22 protein-coding genes and 1 riboswitch are annotated in these 21695 nt (G+C 66.9%); of the genes, 12 read left to right on the forward strand and 10 right to left on the reverse strand.

Annotation, left to right across the window (positions count from 1 at the left end; translation table 11 throughout):
* The first annotated feature begins 60 nt into the window (after positions 1–60).
* Positions 61–723: a membrane protein YczE gene (yczE, locus tag H9639_RS04375; RefSeq protein ID WP_191806931.1), complete on the forward strand. Its 663-nt coding sequence runs from the start codon at positions 61–63 to the stop codon at positions 721–723.
* 24 nt (positions 724–747) lie between these two features.
* Here the strand turns inward: yczE and H9639_RS04380 are convergent, their stop codons facing one another.
* Positions 748–1209, reverse strand: coding sequence for a TetR family transcriptional regulator (locus tag H9639_RS04380; protein ID WP_191806932.1), 462 nt, complete (start codon positions 1207–1209; stop codon positions 748–750).
* 126 nt (positions 1210–1335) lie between these two features.
* Here H9639_RS04380 and H9639_RS04385 point away from each other — a divergent pair, with 126 nt between their 5' ends.
* On the forward strand, positions 1336–1914 hold the full coding sequence (locus H9639_RS04385) for a GNAT family N-acetyltransferase (protein WP_191806933.1): 579 nt from the start codon (positions 1336–1338) through the stop codon (positions 1912–1914).
* A 61-nt stretch (positions 1915–1975) separates the two neighbouring features.
* Here the strand turns inward: H9639_RS04385 and H9639_RS04390 are convergent, their stop codons facing one another.
* Positions 1976–3424, reverse strand: coding sequence for an MFS transporter (locus H9639_RS04390; RefSeq protein WP_191807397.1), 1449 nt, complete (start codon positions 3422–3424; stop codon positions 1976–1978).
* A 117-nt stretch (positions 3425–3541) separates the two neighbouring features.
* Complete coding sequence (locus tag H9639_RS04395) at positions 3542–4138, reverse strand: TetR/AcrR family transcriptional regulator (RefSeq protein WP_225219233.1); 597 nt, start codon at positions 4136–4138, stop codon at positions 3542–3544.
* Positions 4139–4306: 168 nt separating this feature from the next.
* Here H9639_RS04395 and H9639_RS04400 point away from each other — a divergent pair, with 168 nt between their 5' ends.
* From H9639_RS04400 to H9639_RS04410, 3 genes are all read left to right on the forward strand, one after another.
* Entirely contained in the window at positions 4307–6025 is a 1719-nt protein-coding gene (locus H9639_RS04400) for an alpha-glucosidase (RefSeq protein WP_191806934.1), read from the forward strand.
* A gap of 42 nt (positions 6026–6067) precedes the next feature.
* Complete coding sequence (locus H9639_RS04405) at positions 6068–6901, forward strand: aldo/keto reductase (RefSeq protein WP_191806935.1); 834 nt, start codon at positions 6068–6070, stop codon at positions 6899–6901.
* Between the two features lie 73 nt (positions 6902–6974).
* The gene (locus H9639_RS04410; protein ID WP_191806936.1) at positions 6975–7445 is read left to right on the forward strand and encodes a DoxX family protein; all 471 of its coding nucleotides are present in this window, start codon (positions 6975–6977) and stop codon (positions 7443–7445) included.
* Positions 7446–7578: 133 nt separating this feature from the next.
* Here H9639_RS04410 and H9639_RS04415 read toward each other — a convergent pair whose 3' ends face one another.
* Positions 7579–8817, reverse strand: a complete 1239-nt coding sequence (locus H9639_RS04415) for a cobalamin-independent methionine synthase II family protein (RefSeq protein WP_191806937.1) — start codon at positions 8815–8817, stop codon at positions 7579–7581.
* A 12-nt stretch (positions 8818–8829) separates the two neighbouring features.
* Positions 8830–8928, reverse strand: a riboswitch (SAM riboswitch).
* Positions 8929–9206: 278 nt separating this feature from the next.
* Here H9639_RS04415 and H9639_RS04420 point away from each other — a divergent pair.
* The 3 genes from H9639_RS04420 to H9639_RS04430 all read left to right on the forward strand — a co-directional run bounded on the left by H9639_RS04420 (position 9207) and on the right by H9639_RS04430 (position 10720).
* The gene (locus tag H9639_RS04420) at positions 9207–9365 is read left to right on the forward strand and encodes a hypothetical protein (RefSeq protein WP_191806938.1); all 159 of its coding nucleotides are present in this window, start codon (positions 9207–9209) and stop codon (positions 9363–9365) included.
* 186 nt (positions 9366–9551) lie between these two features.
* Complete coding sequence (locus tag H9639_RS04425) at positions 9552–10259, forward strand: DUF427 domain-containing protein (protein WP_318241977.1); 708 nt, start codon at positions 9552–9554, stop codon at positions 10257–10259.
* A gap of 131 nt (positions 10260–10390) precedes the next feature.
* Positions 10391–10720 (forward strand): hypothetical protein, encoded by a 330-nt coding sequence (locus H9639_RS04430; protein ID WP_191806940.1) that lies wholly within the window; start codon positions 10391–10393, stop codon positions 10718–10720.
* A 52-nt stretch (positions 10721–10772) separates the two neighbouring features.
* Here the strand turns inward: H9639_RS04430 and H9639_RS04435 are convergent, their stop codons facing one another.
* The 3 genes from H9639_RS04435 to H9639_RS04445 all read right to left on the reverse strand — a co-directional run bounded on the left by H9639_RS04435 (position 10773) and on the right by H9639_RS04445 (position 14683).
* A complete protein-coding gene (locus tag H9639_RS04435; RefSeq protein WP_191806941.1) occupies positions 10773–12521 on the reverse strand; it encodes a thioester domain-containing protein in 1749 nt (582 codons plus the stop codon).
* A gap of 154 nt (positions 12522–12675) precedes the next feature.
* Positions 12676–13320 carry a response regulator gene (locus H9639_RS04440; RefSeq protein WP_191806942.1) on the reverse strand — a complete coding sequence of 215 codons (645 nt, stop codon included), beginning with the start codon at positions 13318–13320 and terminating at the stop codon, positions 12676–12678.
* Complete coding sequence (locus H9639_RS04445; RefSeq protein ID WP_191806943.1) at positions 13313–14683, reverse strand: sensor histidine kinase; 1371 nt, start codon at positions 14681–14683, stop codon at positions 13313–13315. The genes H9639_RS04440 and H9639_RS04445 overlap by 8 nt, the downstream gene beginning before the upstream one ends.
* Before the next feature lie 192 nt (positions 14684–14875).
* Here H9639_RS04445 and H9639_RS04450 point away from each other — a divergent pair, with 192 nt between their 5' ends.
* Complete coding sequence (locus H9639_RS04450) at positions 14876–15955, forward strand: ABC transporter permease (RefSeq protein ID WP_191806944.1); 1080 nt, start codon at positions 14876–14878, stop codon at positions 15953–15955.
* 49 nt (positions 15956–16004) lie between these two features.
* On the forward strand, positions 16005–16706 hold the full coding sequence (locus tag H9639_RS04455) for an ABC transporter ATP-binding protein (protein ID WP_191806945.1): 702 nt from the start codon (positions 16005–16007) through the stop codon (positions 16704–16706).
* Here H9639_RS04455 and H9639_RS04460 read toward each other — a convergent pair.
* Positions 16703–17278: a GNAT family N-acetyltransferase gene (locus tag H9639_RS04460; protein ID WP_191806946.1), complete on the reverse strand. Its 576-nt coding sequence runs from the start codon at positions 17276–17278 to the stop codon at positions 16703–16705. The two genes, H9639_RS04455 and H9639_RS04460, sit on opposite strands and share 4 nt — an antisense overlap.
* A 206-nt stretch (positions 17279–17484) precedes the next feature.
* Between H9639_RS04460 and H9639_RS04465 the strand changes: the two genes are divergently transcribed.
* Complete coding sequence (locus H9639_RS04465; RefSeq protein WP_191806947.1) at positions 17485–17715, forward strand: hypothetical protein; 231 nt, start codon at positions 17485–17487, stop codon at positions 17713–17715.
* A 105-nt stretch (positions 17716–17820) separates the two neighbouring features.
* On the opposite strand, the gene H9639_RS04470 is transcribed toward H9639_RS04465, so the two are convergent.
* Complete coding sequence (locus H9639_RS04470) at positions 17821–18252, reverse strand: MarR family winged helix-turn-helix transcriptional regulator (RefSeq protein WP_191806948.1); 432 nt, start codon at positions 18250–18252, stop codon at positions 17821–17823.
* Positions 18249–19277 carry an alpha/beta hydrolase family protein gene (locus H9639_RS04475; RefSeq protein ID WP_191806949.1) on the reverse strand — a complete coding sequence of 343 codons (1029 nt, stop codon included), beginning with the start codon at positions 19275–19277 and terminating at the stop codon, positions 18249–18251. The genes H9639_RS04470 and H9639_RS04475 overlap by 4 nt, the downstream gene beginning before the upstream one ends.
* Positions 19278–20664: 1387 nt before the next feature.
* Between H9639_RS04475 and fepB the strand changes: the two genes are divergently transcribed.
* Positions 20665–21672, forward strand: coding sequence for a Fe2+-enterobactin ABC transporter substrate-binding protein (fepB, locus tag H9639_RS04480; RefSeq protein ID WP_225219236.1), 1008 nt, complete (start codon positions 20665–20667; stop codon positions 21670–21672).
* Positions 21673–21695: the final 23 nt, after the last annotated feature.

Consider the following 21695-nt stretch of genomic DNA (forward strand, 5'->3'; position numbering starts at 1 on the left):
GGCCAGCTTATTCGAATTGGCATCTTGATATAAGACCAATTCGACGATTGGCTTGGACGTATGTCATGGAATTTTGTCCGCCGGGTGGCGCAGCTCTTGATTGGCCTCTTTCTGTATGGATTCGCCATCGGGATGATGCTCCAGGCGGGGGTCGGTTTGTCACCGTGGGATGTCCTGGGACAGGGCACCAGCCTGCAGACCGGCATCGCGTTTGGCTGGGTCACCAACCTGATTGGCCTGGCCGTGCTGCTGCTGTGGATCCCGATCCGGCAAAAACCCGGAGTCGGCACCGTGCTGAACGTCCTGCTCATCGGCCCCAGCGCAGAGGTGGGGCTGGCCGTAGTCCCGGCCCCGGCGGAGCTCTGGGCGCAGATACTCCTGTTTGCCGGCGGGCTCGTTCTGCTGGCCGCGGCGACGGGACTCTACATCGGCGCCCGCATGGGCCCCGGGCCGCGGGACGGGCTGATGACCGGCATACACGCCCGGTTCGGCTGGCGGCTGTGGGCGGTCCGCAGCGGAATCGAAGTCGCCGTCCTGGCCACCGGCTGGGCACTTGGCGGTTCGGTGGGCCTGGGTACGGTGGCGTTCGCGCTGCTGATCGGTCCGCTCGTCAGCCGGACGCTGCCTTTCTTCCACATCCCGGAGATTCCGTCGGCCATGCCTGCCGGTGCCGCCCCCGCAACTGACGCAGAGCCGGATCCCCGCCCGGTCACCGGCGGGTAGTGCCGGGGCTGGCGTTAGCCGGCGTCAGCGGGCGTCGACGCACTCCGGCAGGAGCTCGGCCATGCGGTCGTCGCTGAGCCGGGACAGTGCGGTGAGCAGGCTGGTGATGCGGTCCCGCTCGGCAGGGGTGAAACGGCTGGAATCGAGGATGTCGCTGACCCACAGCCCATCCATGGCCAGCCGGATCACAACGCCAATGATGCCCGCCGGGTCCCGCGGCCCCAGGTTCGACTCATCCAGTCGGCGGTTGAGGTAAAGCAGGGATTCCGCCAGGTTGGGACGCCCGACGGCGGTGGCCAGCAGCGCGGCCTGATCCATCGAACTGTTGGCCCGGACATCGGAGAAGGCCTTGATGTAGGCCCGCTCCTGGGCACCGACCGGATCCGGGTCCGCATCGGCCAGATCGCCAAGCCTGTGGACCAGCCCAACGATCATTTCCTCGACATCCTGCTCAATCTCGGTAATGGACGCTCCAGCGGCAAACATGGGTTTCTCTTTTCTTCGGTTGCTGCATCGACACCGGGCGGCCCGTCCGCCACGGTGAACCGGCTAGTCTAGCCCGTTCCGCGGGGTTTCTCAGCTTCGCCTCCGCTACGGGAGTAGGGTGTGCGCATGGCTATCGAGGTCCGCCCGGCAAACGTCTTCGAGGATGCCGCCGCCGTCCTGGGACCCAGGTCTCCGGATGCCAACGTCTGCTGGTGCCTGAGCTACCGGCTGATGTCCTCGAAGGAGAACCAGTCGCTGCAGCGGACGGCACGCGGCAGCCGGGTCCGGGAACTGGTCCGGGAAGACCCGCCGCCGGGTGTCCTGGCGTACGACGGCGGCGAGCCGGTGGGGTGGGCGGCCATTCACCCGCGGGCGGATACGTCCTTTGCGAAAAGCCGGAAAATCCCGCAGGTGGATGACGCTACGGTGTGGTCCCTGTGGTGTCTCCGGGTCCGTCCCGGACACCGCGGGCAGGGCATTTCCCACGCGCTCGTGGCCGGTGCCGTGGACTTCGCCCGCACCTTTGGAGCTCCTGCCGTGGAGGCTTATCCGGTGGACAACCGCGGCGCGAAGGTCGACCTCACCATGGCCTATGTGGGTACCCGCAGCCTCTTCGAGGCGGCCGGATTCACCAAGGCTGCGGACACCGCGTCCGTCCTGAACGGTTTTCCCCGCATCCTGATGCGGCTGGACCTAAGTATCTAACCTGCGGCACCTGACCCGCGCAGCCGGCGCCGCTGCCCGACTGTGCTGCCAGCCGGCGTCGTTACCCGGACACTCCGGCGGCGGCGCTCTCCCGTGGCCAAACCAGCACTGCCAGGCAGGCCGCCGCAGCGACGGCCGCGGCGAACCAGTACCCCGCCGCGAAGACCGCAAACTGCGGGAGCAGCAATCCTGCCGAGATACTTGAAACTGCGGAAACGCCGGCGGCCGCGCCGAACTCGTGGAAGGTGCTCAGCGCCCCCGAAGCAACCCCGGCTTCCTGCGGCTGCACCACCGAGAACAGGCTGCCGGCGGCGGCGACGAACACAGCGCCAATACCGAACCCGGCCACGCTGGTTGCCACGATGAGCACCGTCATGGAGAAGATCCCTGCGGCCGCCGCCAGCCCGGCACCCGCGGTCAGCAGTCCTGCCACCGAGACGGCACGGATCCCCCAGCGGGGAAGCAGCCGGCCGGCGAGGTTGGAACCAAGAATCGTCCCGAGTGCCACGGGCAGGAAGGCTAGCCCCGTCTCCAGCGCGGTGAATCCGTGCAGGTTCTGCAGGACAAAGGATCCCAGGAAGAACACGGAGATCATCAGCGCGGTGGCCACGAAGATCAGGCCCAGGCCGCGGAGCACCGGCCGGCGGCGCAGCATCGCGGGATCAACCAAGGGAGCGGCGGCCTTCCGGATCCGCTGCCAGAACAGCGCATATCCGATCAGGCCGGCAGCCACCGGAATGAGGGTCTGCGCGCTGACCCAGCCGAAGTCACCGGCGGAGACCAGCCCGTACACCACCGCGGCAGTGGCTGCGGTGACCAGCGCCGCCCCGGCGACGTCCACGCGTCCGCCGGAAGCGGGCAGCGGGCGGATCCACCGGGCCAGGCACACCAGCAGGATGAGTCCCACGGGTACATTGACGTAAAACACCCACGGCCAACCCGGTCCCGCCGTCAGCACACCGCCCATGAGCACGCCGAGGGCCGCCCCCGCACCGCCAAGGGCGGACCAGACACCCAGGGCACGGGAGAGTTCATCGCCGGTGAAAGTCCGGGCAATCACGGACAGGGCCGCCGGGGACATCGCAGCGGCTCCCACGCCCTGCAGTGTCCGTGCGATCAGCAGCATTTCCGGTCCCGCCGCCAGCCCGGCGAGCAGCGACGCCGCGGTAAACAGGCCAAGACCGGCCAGTACCACCCGGCGGGGGCCCAGGATGTCCGCTGCCTTACCTCCCAGGAGCATCAGCCCGCCGAACACCAGGGCATAGATGCTCGCCACCCACGCCAGGCCGGCCCGGTCCAGTCCCAGATCGGCCTGCATCGCCGGCAGCGCGACCGCCACGACAGTGACATCCACAATCAGCATCAGCTGGGCCACACCGAGCAGCCACAAAGTCCGCCAGCGGCGGGGAACACCGGCTCCCGCCGGTTCTGCCGCGGCCGCCGGGCCCGGCCCCGCTCCCGGCCCCGCTCCCGTCCCCGGATTTTGCTCTGAGTTCTCGAAGGCCTGCATCTCAAACACCTCTTCGCATGTTGGATTGTGATGCACGGCCCAACGTAACTCGAACATGGGTGTTCGACAAGAGGTTCCGGAAAGACAGCCGTCGGCGGGCTGATCCGGGGCGTCCCGCTAGCCGGTGAGGGCGGCCAGGACCGTGCTGCGCACCAGCGACGGCGCCTCTTCGGCGGTGATTTCAGCGCGGTGCACGGCGGCAGAAGCCCCGTGCAGGACGGCCTGAATGACGCTGACCTGCCATTCGAGCGGCATGTCGGCTCTGAAGCTCCGGTCGCGCCGTCCCCGTTCGAGCAGCACCCGGACCCGCTCGGCCGGCTGCTCATGGGCCCGCCGGATCTCATCCGGCGGAAGCGTTCCGGACGCCGCGACCACCAGGGCCCCAAACCGATGCGTCAGCTGCCAGCTCATTTCCAGCAGCCGCCCCAGCGCCTCCCGGGGATCGCCGTCGAACTCCACGCCGGCCAGCGTTTTATGCGTCTGGTCGATGGCACGGTCCACCACCGCACTGACCAGCGTTGTCCGGGTGGCGAAGTGGCCGTACAGCGTCACCCGTCCCACTCCGGCAGCCTTCGCGATCTCGCTCACGCTGGCGTTTGGATCAACGGCCAGCAGACGCGTTGCTGCCTCAAGGATGGCCTCGATGTTCCGGCGGGCGTCGGCCCGCATGCGGTCATCCGCAGGCGCACCCGGGGCGTTCCCAGCTCCAGACATCCGGCTACCTCCAACCGTGGACGTTCAGGAACATGCTAGCCGGGCTTCCCCGGCCACCGGCACGGCCGGCGAAGACGGTGGTGAGCGGCGGCATCCCCGCTTCCCTTCCTGCCGCCGTCCGGGGTCCCGGCGTAGACTCCCACGCACTGCCTGTGAGAGGAGCCAGCCATGAGTGATCCGCACGAGCCCGCGTGGTGGACCAGCGCCGTCGTCTATCAGATCTATCCGCGCAGTTTCGCGGACGGTTCCGGGAACGGCATCGGCGACCTCAGGGGTATCCTGGCCCATCTGGATTATCTGCAGGACCTGGGTGTGGACGTCATCTGGCTCTCCCCTGTCCACGAGTCTCCGCAGCGGGACAACGGATACGACATCTCCAACTACCGCCGGATCGACCGGCTCTTCGGCACCGAAGCGGACTTCGACGAGCTGCTCGGTGCAATGCACGTCCGGGGAATGAAGCTGGTGATGGACCTGGTGGTGAACCACACCTCCAGCGAGCACCCCGCGTTCATCCAGGCCCGCCAGTCCCGCGACAACCCGTACCGCGACTACTTTTGGTGGCGGGACGCGCGCCCCGGCTTCGAACCGGGTGAGCCCGGCGCCGAACCGAACAACTGGGGATCGCATTTCGGCGGCCCGGCCTGGACCTTCGAACCGGAAACCGGACAGTACTACCTGCACCTGTTCACCCCGCACCAGCCGGACCTGAACTGGGAAAACCCGGCCGTCCGGCACGAGGTCTACGAGACCATGCGCTGGTGGCTGGACCGCGGCGTGGACGGCTTCCGGATGGACGTTATCAACTTTATTTCCAAGGACCTTGCCCTGCCGGACGGACTGGTGGAACCGGGCAGCATCTGGGGCGACGGCGCTCCGTATTTCACCAACGGTCCGCGGATCCACGAATTCCTGCAGGAAATGCGGCGGGAGGTTTTCGGCGGGCGCGGCGGCGATTTCCTCACCGTCGGGGAAACGCCCGGAGCCACCGTGGAGCAGGCGCTGCTGTATACCGACCCCTACCGGGGCGAGCTGGACATGGTCTTCCAGTTTGAGCACGTGAACGTGGACCAGATTGGCGGCCGGAAATGGAACTACCGCCCGCTCAGCCTCCCGGACCTGAAAACCTCCTGGAACCGTTGGCAGCGCGGCCTGGCGGACCGCGGCTGGAACAGCCTGTACCTCAGCAACCACGACCAGCCCCGGCATGTGTCGCGCTTTGGGAACGACGGCGACTTCCGCTATGAATCGGCCACCCTGTGGGCCACGCTGCTGCACCTTCAGCGGGGCACACCGTACGTGTACCAAGGCGAGGAAATCGGCATGACCAACGCCGGTTTCACCTCCATCGACCAATACCAGGATGTGGAATCGCTGAACTTCTACGCCGAGGCCACCGCCCAGGGCATGCAGCCTGAGGAGGCGCTGGAGGCCCTGCGGGCAATGAGCCGCGACAACGCCCGCACACCCATGCAGTGGACCGCCGGCGCGAATGCCGGTTTCAGTGCCGGGGAACCGTGGCTGCAGGTCAACCCGAACTATCCGCAGATCAACACGGAGGCAGACCGGGCCGCCGAGAAATCGGTCTTCCGCTACTACCAGGACCTGATCCGGCTGCGGCATACCCAGGACGTTGTGGTCCTGGGCGATTTCCATCTGGAGGACGCCAATCATCCGCACCTGTTTGCGTTCCGGCGCACACTGGATGCCGTCGAATGGCTGGTGCTGGCCAACGTGTCCAGCGGCGGTTTGGAGCTGCCGGCCGATCTGTCGATTCCCGGGGAACTGATTCTGGGCAACTACGCAGAGCCCGGGGAAGCGGACCTGCTGCGCCCCTGGGAAGCCCGGGTCCTGAACATTTCCGCTGCTGGGCGCGGGGTTGGCTAGGGTGGCAGTAGCGCCCGGAATCCTGCAGTGAAAGGACACACCATGCCCAACGCGACCGCCCCCACGATCCAGCTCCGCAACGGCTTGGAGCTGCCGGCCCTCGGGATGGGCACCTGGCCCATGGACAATGCCCAGACGGCCGACGCCGTTGCTGCCGCCGTCGACGTCGGCTACCGCCTCTTTGATACCGCCGAGAACTACGAAAATGAGACCGGCGTGGGCGAAGGCCTGCGGCGCAGCGGCATTGCCCGCTCCGACGTTGTCATCACCACCAAGTTCAACAAGCGCTGGCACAGCCGCGACGGGGTCCGGACAGCGTTCGCCGCCTCGGCAGAGAGGCTAGGCACCAAGTACATCGACCTGCTCCTGGTGCACTGGCCCAATCCGGACCAGGACCGGTTCGTCGAGGCGGTGCAGGGAATCGCCGACCTGCTCGCGGAAGGGCTGGTCCGCGGGGTCGGCGTCTCCAACTTCAAGCCGGCCCACCTTGAGCGCCTGGTGGAGGCCGGGCTCATCCCGGATATCAACCAGATCCAGGTGGACCCGCGGCACATCCGCGAAGCCTCCCGGCAGGCCAACACCCGGTTGGGCATCGTCACCGAGTCCTGGAGCCCGCTCGGCCGGGACGGCGGCCTGCTCCAGGATCCGGCGGTGACGGCCCTGGCTGCGAAGTACGGGCGGACACCGGGTCAGATCGTGCTGCGCTGGCACGTGCAGCAGGGTCTGGTGCCAATCCCCAAGGCCTCCTCGCGGGCACATCTGGAAGAGAACCTTGCGGTCTTCGACTTCGCCCTGGAAGACACCGAGATCGCAGATCTTTCGGCCCTGGACACCGGGGAAGCCGGAATCCTGGACTCGGATTCCTTCGGGCACTGACACCGGCTGCGGGGCTGACGCCGGCCAGGGAAAAGCGCTTTGCAGGCGCAGCACCCCCTGTTAGCGTCGGGGCATGTCACGCAATCTTCTGCGCCGAAACCTCACCGAGCGCGCTCCGCAGACCACCCGTCCGCGCCGGGCAGCCGCCGTCGCCCTTGGTTTGTTCCTGGTTTTTGCCGGAACCAGCCACCTTAGCTTTGCCCGCGAGGAGTTCCAGGCGCAGGTCCCGGACTGGGTTCCGCTGAATGAGGACACCGTGGTGCTGCTTTCCGGCATCGCCGAGATCGGCCTCGGCGCTGCCCTGACCGTGCTGCCCAGCCGGCGGGTTCCGGTGGGCCTGGCAGCAGCAGCGTTTTTCATCGCCATTTTCCCGGGCAACATCTCGCAGTACGTCACCGGCACGGATGCCTTTGGACTGGACTCGGACCAGGCACGGCTGATCCGGCTGTTCTTCCAGCCCCTGCTGGTGCTTTGGGCGCTCTGGTCCACCGGCTCGTGGCAGGCGCTGCGGGCTGCGTTCCGGACGCGGAGCACCACCCGGTAAGTGCACCGGCAACACACGTTCCCACTCTTCGTAACCTCCTGGTGCTGGTGGGATCACACCAGCACCAGGAGTAGTCACAGAGTGGGAACGCGTGTCGTCAGCCGGCGCTCCCGCTGCCGGCTGATCCCCGGAGTTAGACCCGGGAGAACAGCCGCTCGGACGCCAGGCGCGCCCCGGCACCCAGGGACTGGAGCTTGGCGGCGGCAATCTGCGGATGCAGGCGCCCGCCCAGGCCACAGTCCGTTCCGGCGATCACGTTCTCCGGACCCACCAGCGAGGCGAACCGCTCAATGCGCTGCGCCACCAGTTCCGGATGCTCCACCACGTTGGTGGCATGGGATACGACGCCGGGAATCAGGAGCTTGCCGTCCGGAAGTGTGGTGTCCTGCCAGAGGGTCCACTCGTGCTCATGCCGGACGTTGCCTGCTTCGAAGGAATACGCGCCGGCATTGATGGAAAGCACCAGGTCCACGATGTGGCGGAACTCGATGTCCGTGGTGTGCGGACCATGCCAGGAACCCCAGCAGACGTGGAAGCGCACCTGGTCCTCCGGCAGCCCGCGCAGGGCGTAGTTCAGCGCCTCGACGCGGATCTGCGTGAACTTCCGGTAGTCCTCCACACTGGGTTCCGGGTTGATCTGGTCCCAGTTTTCGGCGATCGACGGGTCATCAATCTGCACCACCAACCCGGCGTCGACAATCGCCTGGTATTCCTCACGCAGGACATCCGCCCACGCGTAAATGAATTCTTCCTCCGTGGCGTAGTACTCGTTGCCGATCCGGCTGGCCGATCCCGGTGAGAGCGCGGTCAGGAACCCGGTGGAAGCTCCGGCAGCGTTCAGCCCGGCCTTGAGGTTCGCGATGTCCGAGGCAATCGCTGCCTGCCCCGTGTAGCGCAGCGGTCCGGTGGCGGAGGGGAACGCAGTGGCATTCTTGCCGATCTGGATGCCGCTGGACGGATCCTGGTACGCGTCGGCGAAGATCGTCCAGTCCCGCCGGTCCGCGAAAGAGGTCAGCCGGACGTTCCCCGGTTCGCTGCGGACCGGGGAAGCCAGGATGGGGTTGAACTCGGTCAGTTCCAGCCCCGCTGTGCGCTGGAAACTGTAGGTCCACCAGGCGCCGTAGTCGACGTCATAGGACATGGCCTTCCCGTATTCACCGTCGCCGGGAATCGTGATTCCGGCGTCCGTCTGGCGCTGGACCAGATCGACGACGGCGTCCGTAAGCAGCCCCTCGAATTCCGGTGTGCGTTCCAGGGTGAAACCGTCCCCGTCAAACCGGCGTGCGGCGTTGGCCGCGATGAGCTCCGGAGTGCGCGGCAGGGATCCTGCCTGGGTGGCCTGAATCTGGTCATGGTTGTGCGTGAGCGTCATTAGCTCTTTTCCTTTCCATCGTTCCTGCCATTAGCACCTTTCCGGACAGGAATTGTCCGGGGGAAGCTGCAGCGTCACGGAGGCAGGTCTCTCAGCTGCTCTTGATGGTGTGGTTTAGGGCTCTAATCCACCGGCAGCGCGGGTGCGCCCCTTCCACGGCCGCAATTGGCCGAGCACCAAGCGGAAGGGCTGGTAACAGCATGCACGCTGAAACCGGATTTGGCGAACGCCACACACGTGGGTGGGAAACACCACAGGACCCAATCCCGTGTTTGTGAGGCACGTTATGCAAGCCAGCTTCCAAGTTCTCTAGCCTTTTTAAGTGGGGAACGCGGCCGGCATCCGGCTGCCACTCCATCCCGGGAACCCAAACCATAGAAAGGAGGACCATGTTCCAGTCACGGTCCACTCACGGAACCACCAACCGGACGACAGCCCTCCTCACGGGCATTGCCATCGCCTCGGCCCTTGTTGCCGGCGGTGTCAGCGCCGTTGAGATGAACTTCGAGTCCGCGCCGGCCATCGCCGAATCGACCGCCACAGCCTAAGACCCGGGCTCCTGCCGCCCGCCGCTGGCTCAGCGGGGTTTCGGGAGAACCTTGCGGGCTGCGGGCTGGCAGGCGGACGATCGGTTTATGGCACTGCAGTTAAGCCCAGCCTGGTGGCAGCTGATGCCACAGATGAGATTTGAACCAACTCCCCGGCGCGTCCGGGCACAGTTGGGTACCGATACGGTGCTTGATACAACGGGCGCCATACTGGTCTACGAACCGCGGCGGGTGACCCCCGTTTTTGCCGTACCGGCAGAAGACCTGGCTGCGGACCTTGTCCCGGCTGCTCCGCCTGGAAATAATCCGGAGCCGGCACCGGTCATGGACCCCCGTTTTCCGTTCTCCGTGCACACCACCGACGGCACCGCCTTCGACGTCGTGACGTCCTCGCAGTCCCTTCCCGGGGCCGCTTTCCGCCCGGACGATCCGGACCTCGGCGGGCACATCCTGCTCGATTTCTCGGCGTTCGACCGCTGGCTGGAGGAGGACCAGGAAATCAAGGGGCATCCGCGGGACCCATTCCACCGGGTCGATGCCCGTGAATCCTCCCGGACCTCCCGGGTGCAGCTGGACGGAATGCTGCTGGCCGAAACCGCCCACCCGCTGTTCGTCTACGAAACGATGGTCCCGGTCCGCACCTACTATCCACGCGAAGACGTGGACTGGAGCCTCCTGGAACCCTCAGCCCATCACAGCGTCTGCCCGTACAAGGGATCCGCAACCTACTGGTCGGTGGCCGGGCAGCCGAACGGCCGGGACCTCGCCTGGTCCTACGAAACCGTGCTGCCCGATTCGGCGCAGCTGAAGGACCGGGTGTCGTTTTACGACGAGCGCACGGTGGTCTACGTGGACGGCGAGAAACGGGACGTCGCGTCGCTTTTCCGCTTCTGATTCAGGGTCCGCCACCACCGAGCCAAAGGGCTGCAGGCAATTTTGCCTGCAGCCCTTTTTGCTGTCCGGCGGCGGTGGAAGAATCAGGGCAAGACGGCGGAATCGGCACAACGTGCAGGAGCTGATCACACATGGCCACACCCCAGCGGACCCCCAATGCCGGCCCGAACTACGGCAACGTTCCCGTCATCGTCTCAGCCGTCATCGCCGGCTTTGTGGCGGTAACGACGGCGGTGGTCTCCACGGGCGGCGCCACGAACACGTTCCGCTGGGAACTGGGACTGGCGGCCGGCTGCATCGCCTTCATCGTCTGCCTGCTGACCTTCCTGCTGATGATCATTGCCGCGAAACCGAACCCGGAGTCCCTGGGCCGGGGCTCCGGCGTAAACCGCAGGTTCGGCGCGGTTCCCGGGGCAGAGGACAAAGACCCGGAGGAACCGCGCGGCAACGCGCCGCACTAGCTCCGGCGGCCCCTTCGCCGGGTTCCTGCCAGGCTGATCCCGCCTGCGGCGATCAACACCGCTCCGAGGGAGAGCAGTCCACCGGCGTTGCAGCACCGGTGCTGGGCAGCTCACGCTTCCCGTAGTCGAAGCGCTCCCGCGTGATCGTGCTGTACTCGTAGGCGTTGTTCAAGGGCGACTCCACAGCACCGCCCGCGGGGATGATCACGCGTCCGCCTCCGGCGGCAGTGGCGCTGATGCTGGCGGTTGAACCGTTCGCTGTTTCGGTGACACTGCAGTCCGATCCGGCCGGCAGCTCCGGAAACTCAGTGGTCACAGAACCCGTCGCACCGGCAGGAATCAGCACCGTGTCCTCGAGGACAGTGGCACCGCCAGCCGTGCAGACGACGGAGATCCGCACCTCGGTCTGCGCGCCGGCCGCTGCTCCGGTGATGGTCTTGCTCACCCGCAGGGTTCCGGGCGCGAAGCTGTAGTTGTCCGTGACCGCCGCTGCCGCCGTGGTATCCGCGGCGATAACAACCGGGTCCGGCAGCGCCGTCGTCACCAGAACACTCTGCGTGGCTCCGTTGGCTGGTTCCGTGATGGTGCAGGTGGAGCCGGCGGGGATATTCGTGAACGTCTCCGACACGCTGCCTGTAGTCCCGGCCGGCACGGTGACGGTGAACTCGAACCCGGGACCGCAGTCGATGCTGAGCAAAACGTCTCCCTGGCTGCCGGCGGCCGGTCCCGCGATGGCCTTGGTCACGTTCAGGGCACCCACCGCGTAAAAGGACACCGCGGCGTCCGCACTGGCGGTCAGGTCCCGGGTGGCCGCCAGGATGAGTTTCTGGGCGGCAGCCGTGCCGGGGGTGGCGCCGTCGTACAGATAGACGTTGCCGGTCTGTACGGTGACCACCGCGCGTGCGGAAACCCCTCCCGGACCGGTTCCGCCGGAATCGCTGCGGACCCAGAACTGGCTGCCGCTGGCTACGGGATTGACCACCGGGACCGTCCCGGCCGCATCCGAGTACACCGTGAAGCCGGGCTCAGCGGTCAGGGTGATCTCCGCGGCGTCCTCGGCGGCCGCGGTAAAAGGACCGGCCGCCCCGCCCGCCGGGGCTTCGGCGAGCGCCGGAGTGATGGAGATGTCCGGCGCCTCGGGTTCGGTCAGCGGTCCTGCGGTAATGGTGGCGTTGACGATCGCCGTCACCGCCGGCGCCAGCGAATCCGCCGGATTGATGACGTAGCCATCCGTGAAGAACCAGATAGCTGTCTGGACTGCTGCTGCCTTCTGGTCATTCGTCAGCCCGGCGGGCAGTTCGGTCTCCGGGTAGTAGGTGTTCAGGATGCGGTTCACATGGCCGATGTTGGGCACGTTGCCCTCATCCCAGGTTCCGTTCACGTACCCGAGGCCCACCCGGGTCTCCGTCCGCAGGTCAATGCAGTACATCTGCGCAGTGTTGGCACCGAGGATATCCGTGGTGTTGATAATCCCGGCAAAGCTGGCGTTGTCAGTTACATACCCCGGCGGAATGCTGGCGGGATAGCTGTCGATCAACCAGGTTTGCCCTGCAGGCGGCAGGGCGTCCTGCACCGCCTGACTTTCACCGGTGGACGTGATCACAATGTCCGTGTCCGCGGTGTACTGCGGGTCATCAACCGGAGCTTCGCTCCCGAGCTCGGCATGAGCAGTCCCGGCCAGCGGCAGGCCCAGCACCAAAAGCGAGAAGAGCACCGCCAGCAGGGTTGCTGCCCGCGCCTCGCTGCGGTGCGGACGCTGACGCTGGCGGGCAGCAGAATCAGAAGACTGGTCGGCACTCATAAGAGACCCTCACTACGCTAGGCACGGTGAAATGACGCCGATGGTGAGCATCGGCGAGCACCGACACTATGGATCCCGGTGGCTGTCGACTAGGGGTAATCCCGTTTTTAGTGCCCTGGATCAGAACTCCGTGCCCGTTCCGGGGGTCTCCGCCCTAAGCGCGGATAATCCGCCGTTCCCGCGCGACCGATATGGCCGCCGTGCGGTTATCCACCCCAAGCTTTTCGTAGATATGCACCAGGTGGGTCTTGACGGTTGCCTCACTGATGAACATGGTCCGGGCAATGGCACGGTTGGACATCCCCGTGGCCAGCAGCTCCATCAGTTCGATTTCCCGGCTGCTGAGCGACGGCTCGGGATTGCGCAGCCTGCCCATCAACCGGGCAGCGACCTCCGGCGCCAGCGCTGTCTGCCCGGCGGCGGCGGACCGGACTGCGTTCCGGATCTGCTCCGGCGGCGCGTCCTTGAGCATGTACCCGCTGGCACCTGCTTCCACGGCCGCCAGAATGTCAGCGTCGGTGTCATACGTTGTCAGCACCAGCACCGGAAGCCCGGGGTCCGTTTCCTTAATCCGCCGGGTCGCTGTGACCCCATCCATCCCCGGTCCCATCTGCAGGTCCATCAGCACCAGGTCCACCGGCTGGCCCAGAGCTTTCTCCTTCGCCAGCATCTTCAGGGCTTCATCGCCGTCGCCGGCTTCGGCTGCGACGGAGACACCGTCAAAACCTGAGAGCATCGCGCGGAGTCCGGATCGCACCACCGGGTGATCGTCCACCAGCAGCACCCGCAGTTCACTCATGATTCCGCCGTCCCGCCGTCGATCCTGTGTCCGGTAAAGCCTCGGCCGGCGTATCCGCTGCCGGCCGCCGGTTTGGCTCCGGTGACAGTGCGCCGGCCGGTTCCGTGCGCAGCGGGAGCCGGATGCCCAGCACCGTTCCCTCGCCGGGAGCCGACTCCAGGTCCATGCTCCCCCCGAGGGCGGTGACCCGGTCCCGGAGGGAAATCAGCCCGTACCCGGATCCATCCGCCCGCGGCTGTTGCCGTGCCGGAACGCCGGACGGATCGAAGCCGCGTCCGTCGTCGAAAATGTCGAGGGTCACGTCCTGTCCCACAAAGCCCAGGGTAACGACGGCGGTGGAGGCCCCTGCGTGTTGGAGCACATTGGCCAGCGCGGACTGCACCGCCCGGAGGATCGCCACCTCATACGGGGCCGGCAGCTGAACCGGATCTCCCTCCAGCCTAAACCGGCATTCCAGCGCCTGCCCCTGGGCCGCGGCCTGGTCCTGCACCGCTGCGCAGACCCGCAGCAGGCGGTCCGGCAGGGACCCGGCCTCATCCTGGGGGGCCTGCAGGTCCCGGACAAAGCGCCGGGCTTCGGTGAGGTTCTCCGCAGCTGTGGCCTCGACTGTCCGCAGCCGCTCACGCACGGCTGCCAGGTCACCGGCAGCGAGGGAATTACCGGCTGAGCGGCTGACCAGCACAATGCTCGCCAGCCCCTGGGCCAGGGTGTCGTGGATTTCCCGGGCCAGCCGCTCCCGTTCTGCCAGGACACCCTGCTCCCGCTGGCTGCGGGCCAGTTCCGCGCGGGTGCGGTGCAGTTCATCCAGCGCCCGGCGCTGGTTGGTGACTTCGGCGTAGAGGGCCTGGTAGGCCATGCCCATGATGACCGCGAATCCGGCGCCGATCGCCGGGCCCAGCAGCATCGCCGCGTGGAAGGTGCCGGCGTGCGCCCATTGCGCGGCGACCACTGCCGCCGTCGTCACGCAGACGGCGAGGACCGCGGACCGGACGGACAGCAGCCGCAGCTCCAGGAAAAACAGTGGAAAGGCCAGCCAGGAGAAGTCCGGGCTGAGCACCATCAGCACTCCCCACAGCCCGGCGACTACAGCCAGCCAGGCCAGGCCGTGCCGCTCGGGGTCGAATCTGCCGGTCCGCCGGCTGCCCTCCGAAGTCCGCTTTTCCGCCACGGTGCCGGTCACATACACCGCGGCAAGGACCGCTGAAAGGAAGAGTGCGGCGTAGGTGGTCCAGGACACGGGTGCCATCAGCAGCAGCCGTGCCACGGCAACACCGAGCAGCAGCGCGAATCCCACGTGGAGGGCCAGACGCAGGATTTGCAGGATGCGCTCGCCGGCCTGCGACCGGCCGAACTCGGCGGACATATCCGCCAGCCTAGCCACCCCTGACGGGCGCCGCATCAACCGTTTGATTGACCGGCCCATCAACCGGACGGTTCCGCCGGACCGCCCGCCCAGCCGATGCCGCAGGGGCCGCCTGACAGGAGAGTGGAGAGGGAGGGAACAGCCCAGTCTGCATCTGACGAAGAAACAACAGCACAACGAAGGAAACAGCCCATGTATCTGGCCCTGCGGGAGATCCGCTTTGCGAAAGGCCGCTTCGCCCTGATGGGAACGGTCGTCGCGCTCATCAGCTTCCTGCTGGTTATGCTCTCCGGCCTCACCGCCGGACTGGCCGATCAGTCCACGTCCAGCATCAAGGACCTGCACGCCGACGAGGTGGTGTTCGGCGCCCCGGCGGGAACGGAGCCCAAGGCGTCCTTCACCGAATCCCAGGTCAGTCCTGAACAGCTGGAGATTTGGCAGCAGGCTTCCGGTGTCAGCGGTGCCGAGCCGCTGGGCATCGCCCAGGGCCGGATTCAGGCCGGTGGAACAGCTTCCGCGGCACTGTTCGGTGCGGACCCGGACGGCGGCCTGGCCCCGGACGGCGTGGCCACCGGAAAGATTGTGGTGAGCCAGCAGCTCGCCGATGACCTCAGCCTGGAGCCCGGAACCACTGCCACCGTCAACGGTGAGTCCCTGACCGTCGCCGGAGTCATCGAAGACCAGTGGTACAGCCACACCCCGGTCCTTTGGGCCGCGACCCAGGACTGGAAGCAGTTCGCGCACGTCGAGCCCGGTGTGGCCGGGACGGTCGTGGCGGTGAACTACGACGGCGGGAGCCGGGACGATGCCGGGCTCGACGCCGCCAACGCCGCTGCCGGGACCACCAGCCTGACCCGCTCCGCCAGCCTGTCCGCCCTGCCGGCTTACTCCTCCGAGAACGGTTCCCTGCTGATGATGCAGGCGTTCCTCTACGGTATTTCCGCCCTGGTGATCGTGGCGTTCCTGACTGTCTGGACGTTGCAGCGCACCCGGGACATTGCCGTATTGCGGGCCCTGGGCGGGACCAAGTCCTACGTCCTGCGCGATGCCCTGGTGCAGGCCGCCGTCATTCTGGCCGGCGGAACCATTGCCGGCGGACTGCTCGGTGCCGGTGCCGGCGCCCTGGCCGCCCAGGTTGCTCCCTTCGCCGCGACGGCCGCCACAACGGTGCTGCCGGTGGCCGGTGTCTTCCTCCTCGGCCTGGCCGGTGCCGCCATTGCCGTGCGCCGCGTGACCCGGGTGGACCCGCTGCTGGCGCTTGGCGGAAATTAGACCGCCTGCCAATCCCACCCACACGATTCAAGCGACTGACAGGATCACCATGACCAACTCAACCACTCCCCTGCTCCTCGATAACGTCACCCTGGAATACCCCGATGGCCAGGACAACACCATCAAGGCCCTGGACCACGTCAGCCTGGCGGTGGAACGCGGCACGGTCACCGGCCTGGCCGGCCCCTCAGGGTCGGGCAAATCCAGCCTGCTGGCCGTGGCAGCCACCCTTATTCCGGCCACCTCCGGGACGGTGCTGGTGAACGGGTCCGACGTCGCCGGCATGGCGGACGCTGAACGGTCCCGGCTGAGGCGGGAAGAGATCGGCATCGTCTTCCAGCAGCCGAACCTCCTTCCCGCGCTGACCGCGCAGGAACAGCTGGTGGTTGTGGCGCATCTGCGCGGGGAAAGCACCCGGCCGCCGGAAGCGCGGGCCGCGGAGCTGCTCGACGTCGTCGGGCTGTCCGGCCAGCTGGCGAAGCGCCCGCACCAGCTCTCCGGCGGCCAGCGTCAGCGCGTGAACATTGCCCGGGCCCTGATGGGGCACCCGTCCCTGCTGCTGGTGGATGAGCCGACGGCGGCCCTGGACCATGAACGGTCGGCCTCCATCATGAAGCTGCTGCGGCAGGTCACCCAGGAGTTTGATCTGGCCACGGTGCTGGTGACCCACGACGTCGAGTTCCTCCCGCTGATGGATTCAGTGGCCCGGATGCGCGACGGCAAGCTGACCCTGCCGGCGTCCGTGGCCTAAGCGGACGCGCCGGCTCGGGCGGTGCTGCCTCGGGCGGTGCTGACGAACAGTTCGCAGGTGGTGTTGTAGTACTTCGCGGTCTGTCCGGCGTGTTCCAGGCCGATCCGCCGGCAGACAGATTGGGAGGCAGTGTTGGCCGGGTTGGTGACGGCCACAACTTTCTCCAGTCCGGAGGCAAGCGCCATCTCCAGGACGGCGGACGCAGCCTCAGCTGCGTAGCCGTGCCCCCAGAAATCCGGGTGGAGATGCCAGCCGATCTCGGTGTCGCCGGAGGGCTGCAGCGGCACCTCGCCGGAGGCCGGGATGGACTTGAGCAGGAGCGTTCCGACCAGCTGGCCGTCCCCGGCGCCGTCCGTACCCCTGCGTTCAATGGCCCAGATGCCGTGCCCGGGATCATCCAGGTTTCTCCACCGTTCGATCATGGCCAGGGCCTCGGCCAGGTCCGGCATAACCCGCGGCACCCGGCCCAGGTAGCGCTGCACCTCCCAGCGGGAGTACATGTCGTACACGAAGTCTGCGTCCCCGGTTTTCCAGGGGCGGAGAAGGAGGCGTTCCGTGGCCAGGATCTGCATCCGGTCAGTCTAAACTCGCTCCTGCTGTGCGGGCGCCCTTCGCCCGCTTGTCCGGCTTGTCAGGCTTGTCCGGCTTGTCCGGCTTGTCCGGTGGGCCGGGCTTGTCCGGCGGGAATGTGAACGGGCCGGGTTCCGTTTACACAGGTGAAAGGCCGCGGCCGGTGATCCTGGCCGCAGGCAAACAGGACTAACAGGACAGGGGTGCCATGCTGACGCTCAACCAGAACGTCATTGACTTCGTCCGGCGCTACGGACGTGTCCAGCCGCAGGACGTGGCGGAGGAATTCGACCTGGGCGGTGTGCAGACCCTCAGGGTGCTCACCGACCTTGAGGAGATGGGTGCGCTCCGGCTGATCGAAGGCGGCGACGGCGTCTACGCGGTTCCGAACGGCGGCCAGTCGCTGTGTGATCCGTTCACCGGCACCTGCACCATTTAGCCCCTGCGGCTTATCCCCGCGGCCCATCCCGCTGCACCAGTCCTCCTGCACCAGTCCCGGTGGACCGGCGTTCTGTCCCGGGAAGGCCGGATCTTTAATCGATGGTCAGCGCACCGCCTGGGAAACGTGCGCCAGCCAGCGGGCGACCGTATCCAGTTCCTGCACGCTGAACCCGTCAGTCACCAGGCCGTTGAGGTCAATGACGGCTTGTTGGACATCATTCATTGTGTCCTTCCCTGCCGGTGCCAGTGAAATCCGGATGCTGCGCCGGTCATCTGGATCCAAAGTGCGATGAATCAGCCCGGCGGACTCCATCCGGGCCAGCAGCCCGCTGGTTCCGGCCGCTGAGCCGTGGAGAGCGTCAGCCACCTGCCCGGTGGTTGCCGCCGGATGGGCCGCCACATGAAACAGGACCCCGGCAGCGGCGGCGCTGATTCCCCGGTTACTCCCCCGCCGGCTGATCCAGCGGCCCACGCGGCGTTCGGCTTCCATCAAAAGGAACACCAGGCGGGGAGGTGCCTGCTGATCCGCAGTCATGCGGCCACCCCGGCCGTTGCGGCGAGCCAGGCTGCGGCCTCCGGCCAGAGCACCGCGCCCGGGCCCCGCCGGAAATATCCCATGTGCCCGATCGCCGTCACGCCGGCGTCCGCCGGGGCGTAGGTCCGGGTCTGCACCTTGGCGTTCACCAGTTGGCGTGAAATCACGCCGATTTGTTCCGGGGTGGCCCACGGATCGTCGTCCAGGCCGACGCACAGCACCTTCGTCCGGACTTGCGCGGTCCGCTCCCGTGCGTGCATGGTCGGGTCATCAAAGAAGTAGCCCGGAGTCCGGGACCATTTGCTCCATTCCAGCATGGCGGCTGCCGGCATGTCCTCGCCGAGTCCGAGTTTTCGCCCCGGCACGTATCCCAGCAGGCGCGCCGCCCCGGGGCCCAGGACCCGCAGGATAAGTTCCACCCGGGCCCGTTCTGTCCGGTTCGGGATGGCCGCGCTGACTCCGGCGTGGGAGGCGACGGTCATAAAGCCTTGGAGTCCCTCGGTCCCGTTGTTCAGCGCCAGGGCATGTCCGCCCAGACTGTGTCCGACGGCGACCTGCGGCAGGTGGGCGAACCGTTCCCGCATCCATTCCGCGGTGGCCGGGACGTCGTCGTCCATCCAGTCCCGCATGCGGAGCCTGCGGTTCTCCTTCGCTGCACCGGAGGCGCCGGTTCCCCGGTAATCGTAGGTCAGGACGGCGAACCCTTCGCCCGCCAGGTATTCCGCGAAACCGTTGTAGAGCCGCTCCGGAACGGCCGTGGCCGGGTGGATGACGACTGCCGCTTTGGGGTGGTTGGGGGCGTGTTCGGCTGAGGTGGGTGGGGCTGGTTCGGGGCGGGCCGCGGCGGGCGTGGGGCGGCCGGGTGCGGGCTGATTTGGGCCCGGCACATTGCCGCCGGACTGGTTTTCGGCGGGCGTGGCCGCGGGAACATTGCTGCCGGACCGGTCCCGGACAGGCTCGGGCACATTGCCACCGGGCAGGCGGAGTGTCCCGCTGATGGCCCCCGTTCCCACACTAATCTGCACTCGTTCCGACTGAACCGCGGGGGCCCATTGGACCGCTGGGCCCGCTGGCACCTCATCAATATTTCGCATGCGAACTACCGTAGGCCGGGGAGGGCGCCGGCGCTAGGGTTTGTTGGCCAGAGGGGCTCGGAACGGAGGGGGCTCGTTGAGGACCACTCGCTCGCTGGATGGGGCTGGGTCGTTGTTCCGGTGCGGCGGAACTCCGCCCTGAACGCAGAAGATCCACCCGCGGCGTCCATATCGGCTGGGGCAAATCCGTTGAGCAACCACCCGCGGCTCTCCTCGGGCCACAACCTTCCTCAAGCAACAACGCCTGCCGATCTCCTAGGTTGTGGACCTTTCCCGCCGCAGTGGGACACCTGCCTGGGGGCTTTCCCCGTCTTGGAAGAAGAGACCGGTGGTGGGATCTTTGGCAGGGCACCTCCTCCCCCTTGGGACTTTCCAGCCAAGTTGGGACACCCAGGGCCCCAACCCCCTCCGCTTTGGGACTTTCCATCCAAGTTGGGACACCCAGGGGCCCCAACCCCCTCCCCTTTGGGACTTTCCCTCCGCGTTGGGACACCTATCCCAGGAGTTTTCCTCCGGTTTGGGACTTTCCCTCCGCGTTGGGACACCTATCCCAGGAGTTTTCCTCCGGTTTGGGACTTTCCCTCCGCGCTGGGACACCTATCCCAGGAGTTTTCCTCCGGTCTGGGACTTCCCAGCCGTCATGGGACACCCAGGGGGCACCAATTCCCTCCGTTGTGGGACTTTCCCGCCACTTTGGGATTTCCCTCCGGCGCGCCGCGGCAGGGAAGTCCCAAAACGGCCGATTTGTCCCAAACCGGAGCCTTTCCGCGACCCCTCAGGCCGACACCGCACAGCTCCGGCGAATCGCATGCCCGAGGACCCCACACTCCCCGGGGCCGGCCGCCCAAGACCCTGTTCTCCCAGGGCCCTGCCGCCCCGGGATAAGCAGGCAAGCCAGCCAGGCCAACCAGGCCGGGCAGCCCCTGACCAACCATGTCCAAACCCGGACACCGCCCCCAGCAAAGCCGGCAGGCAAGCCAGCCAGGCCGGTCAAGCCCCGAACCAGCTATTCCCAAGAACCCACCGCACCCAGCCGGACACCGATCCCAGCAAGCCGGCAGGCAGCAGGGCTGGCAGGTTGGGCCAGGCCGGGCAAGCCCCGGACACCCCACCCAAGAACCCACCGCACCCAGCCGGACACCCCACCAAGAACCCGCCCCCAACCAATTCCCCCCAACAAGAACGATTAGCCCACAGTAATGTTGCGTAATTCCGAGGAACTTAGGTTAGGCTAACCAGTGCTGCGGCGCCGATGCCGCCAGCGTTCAACTCACCGCCGTCCGCGTCCGTGGCGGCGTGCATTCCCTAGGAGCACGTCTTGCGTCTTCCCCTGCCCAAAAAGACCCTGGCGCTCACCGCCACCGCGATTATGGCCCTCACGCTCGGAGCCTGCAGCAGCGGCGCTGCCGACGCCGAGCCCACCGCAAGCGCGGCAGCCAGCACCGAATGGCCCCGCACCATCGTGCACGAGGCAGGCGAGACCGTCCTCGACGCCAAACCGGAGAACATCGTCTCCACCTCGCTGTCAGTCACCGGCACGCTGCTGGCCATCGACGCCCCGGTCACGTCCACCTCTGTCAGCACCGCCCGCAGCGGCACCGCGGATGAGAACGGCTTCTTCAGTCAGTGGGCCGACGTAGCGGTGGAACGCGGCGTCGAGCCCCTCTACACGATTGGGGAGCTGGACCTCGAAGCCGTCATCGCCGAAGACCCGGACCTGATTGTCGTCTCCACCTCCGGCGCCGACTCCGTGCTGGACCAGTACGACGCCCTCAGCGAGATCGCCCCGACCATCGTGGTCAACTACGGCGACCAGACCTGGCAGGACCTGGCCGTGGAACTCGGCGAAGCCACCGGCCTTGAGGAGAAGGCCGCCTCCGTCGTAGAGGAGTTCGACGCCTCCGTCGCGGAAACCGCCGAAGCCTTGGCCATCGAGGAAGGCACCACCGCCTCGATCGTCAGCTTCAACGCCGGCGACGTTTCCCCGGTCGGCAAGAGCACCGGCCCGCACTCGCAGCTGCTCACCGCACTGGGCTTCACCGTCGTCGACCCGGACGAGCAGTACGACACCTCAACCCAGAAGCGTGAAGACTTCGCCTTCACCTCCTACGAGGGGCTGTCCGCCTCAGTGAGCGGCGATTACACCTTCCTGATCAGCTCCACCGAAGCCACAGTGGAAGCATTCACAGCCGATCCGACCCTGGCCAACCTGCCGTCCGTGCAGGCCGGACAGGTCTACTCGATGGGCCCCGAGTCCTTCCGCCTGGACTACTTCAGCGCCAGTGACATCATCGACTGGTTCAACACGTCCTTCGCCGCGAAATAGCTCCAGCTACGCAGTAGAACACC

Source organism: Arthrobacter gallicola, from assembly GCF_014836775.1.
Classification (GTDB): domain Bacteria; phylum Actinomycetota; class Actinomycetes; order Actinomycetales; family Micrococcaceae; genus Arthrobacter_B; species Arthrobacter_B gallicola.

What these genes read in the sequence shown, in the direction of transcription:
- H9639_RS04410 (WP_191806936.1), top strand. Translation starts at nt 6,975, where the DNA reads ATGTCACGCAATCTTCTGCGCCGAAACCTCACCGAGCGCGCTCCGCAG.
- H9639_RS04385 (WP_191806933.1), top strand. Translation starts at nt 1,336, where the DNA reads ATGGCTATCGAGGTCCGCCCGGCAAACGTCTTCGAGGATGCCGCCGCC.
- H9639_RS04465 (WP_191806947.1), top strand. Translation starts at nt 17,485, where the DNA reads ATGCTGACGCTCAACCAGAACGTCATTGACTTCGTCCGGCGCTACGGA.
- H9639_RS04440 (WP_191806942.1), bottom strand. Translation starts at nt 13,320, where the DNA reads ATGAGTGAACTGCGGGTGCTGCTGGTGGACGATCACCCGGTGGTGCGA.
- H9639_RS04395 (WP_225219233.1), bottom strand. Translation starts at nt 4,138, where the DNA reads ATGTCTGGAGCTGGGAACGCCCCGGGTGCGCCTGCGGATGACCGCATG.
- H9639_RS04470 (WP_191806948.1), bottom strand. Translation starts at nt 18,252, where the DNA reads ATGACTGCGGATCAGCAGGCACCTCCCCGCCTGGTGTTCCTTTTGATG.
- yczE (WP_191806931.1), top strand. Translation starts at nt 61, where the DNA reads ATGTCATGGAATTTTGTCCGCCGGGTGGCGCAGCTCTTGATTGGCCTC.
- H9639_RS04415 (WP_191806937.1), bottom strand. Translation starts at nt 8,817, where the DNA reads ATGACGCTCACGCACAACCATGACCAGATTCAGGCCACCCAGGCAGGA.
- H9639_RS04380 (WP_191806932.1), bottom strand. Translation starts at nt 1,209, where the DNA reads ATGTTTGCCGCTGGAGCGTCCATTACCGAGATTGAGCAGGATGTCGAG.
- H9639_RS04400 (WP_191806934.1), top strand. Translation starts at nt 4,307, where the DNA reads ATGAGTGATCCGCACGAGCCCGCGTGGTGGACCAGCGCCGTCGTCTAT.
- H9639_RS04390 (WP_191807397.1), bottom strand. Translation starts at nt 3,424, where the DNA reads ATGCAGGCCTTCGAGAACTCAGAGCAAAATCCGGGGACGGGAGCGGGG.
- H9639_RS04460 (WP_191806946.1), bottom strand. Translation starts at nt 17,278, where the DNA reads ATGCAGATCCTGGCCACGGAACGCCTCCTTCTCCGCCCCTGGAAAACC.
- H9639_RS04435 (WP_191806941.1), bottom strand. Translation starts at nt 12,521, where the DNA reads ATGAGTGCCGACCAGTCTTCTGATTCTGCTGCCCGCCAGCGTCAGCGT.
- H9639_RS04455 (WP_191806945.1), top strand. Translation starts at nt 16,005, where the DNA reads ATGACCAACTCAACCACTCCCCTGCTCCTCGATAACGTCACCCTGGAA.
- H9639_RS04420 (WP_191806938.1), top strand. Translation starts at nt 9,207, where the DNA reads ATGTTCCAGTCACGGTCCACTCACGGAACCACCAACCGGACGACAGCC.
- H9639_RS04445 (WP_191806943.1), bottom strand. Translation starts at nt 14,683, where the DNA reads ATGTCCGCCGAGTTCGGCCGGTCGCAGGCCGGCGAGCGCATCCTGCAA.
- H9639_RS04450 (WP_191806944.1), top strand. Translation starts at nt 14,876, where the DNA reads ATGTATCTGGCCCTGCGGGAGATCCGCTTTGCGAAAGGCCGCTTCGCC.
- H9639_RS04430 (WP_191806940.1), top strand. Translation starts at nt 10,391, where the DNA reads ATGGCCACACCCCAGCGGACCCCCAATGCCGGCCCGAACTACGGCAAC.
- H9639_RS04405 (WP_191806935.1), top strand. Translation starts at nt 6,068, where the DNA reads ATGCCCAACGCGACCGCCCCCACGATCCAGCTCCGCAACGGCTTGGAG.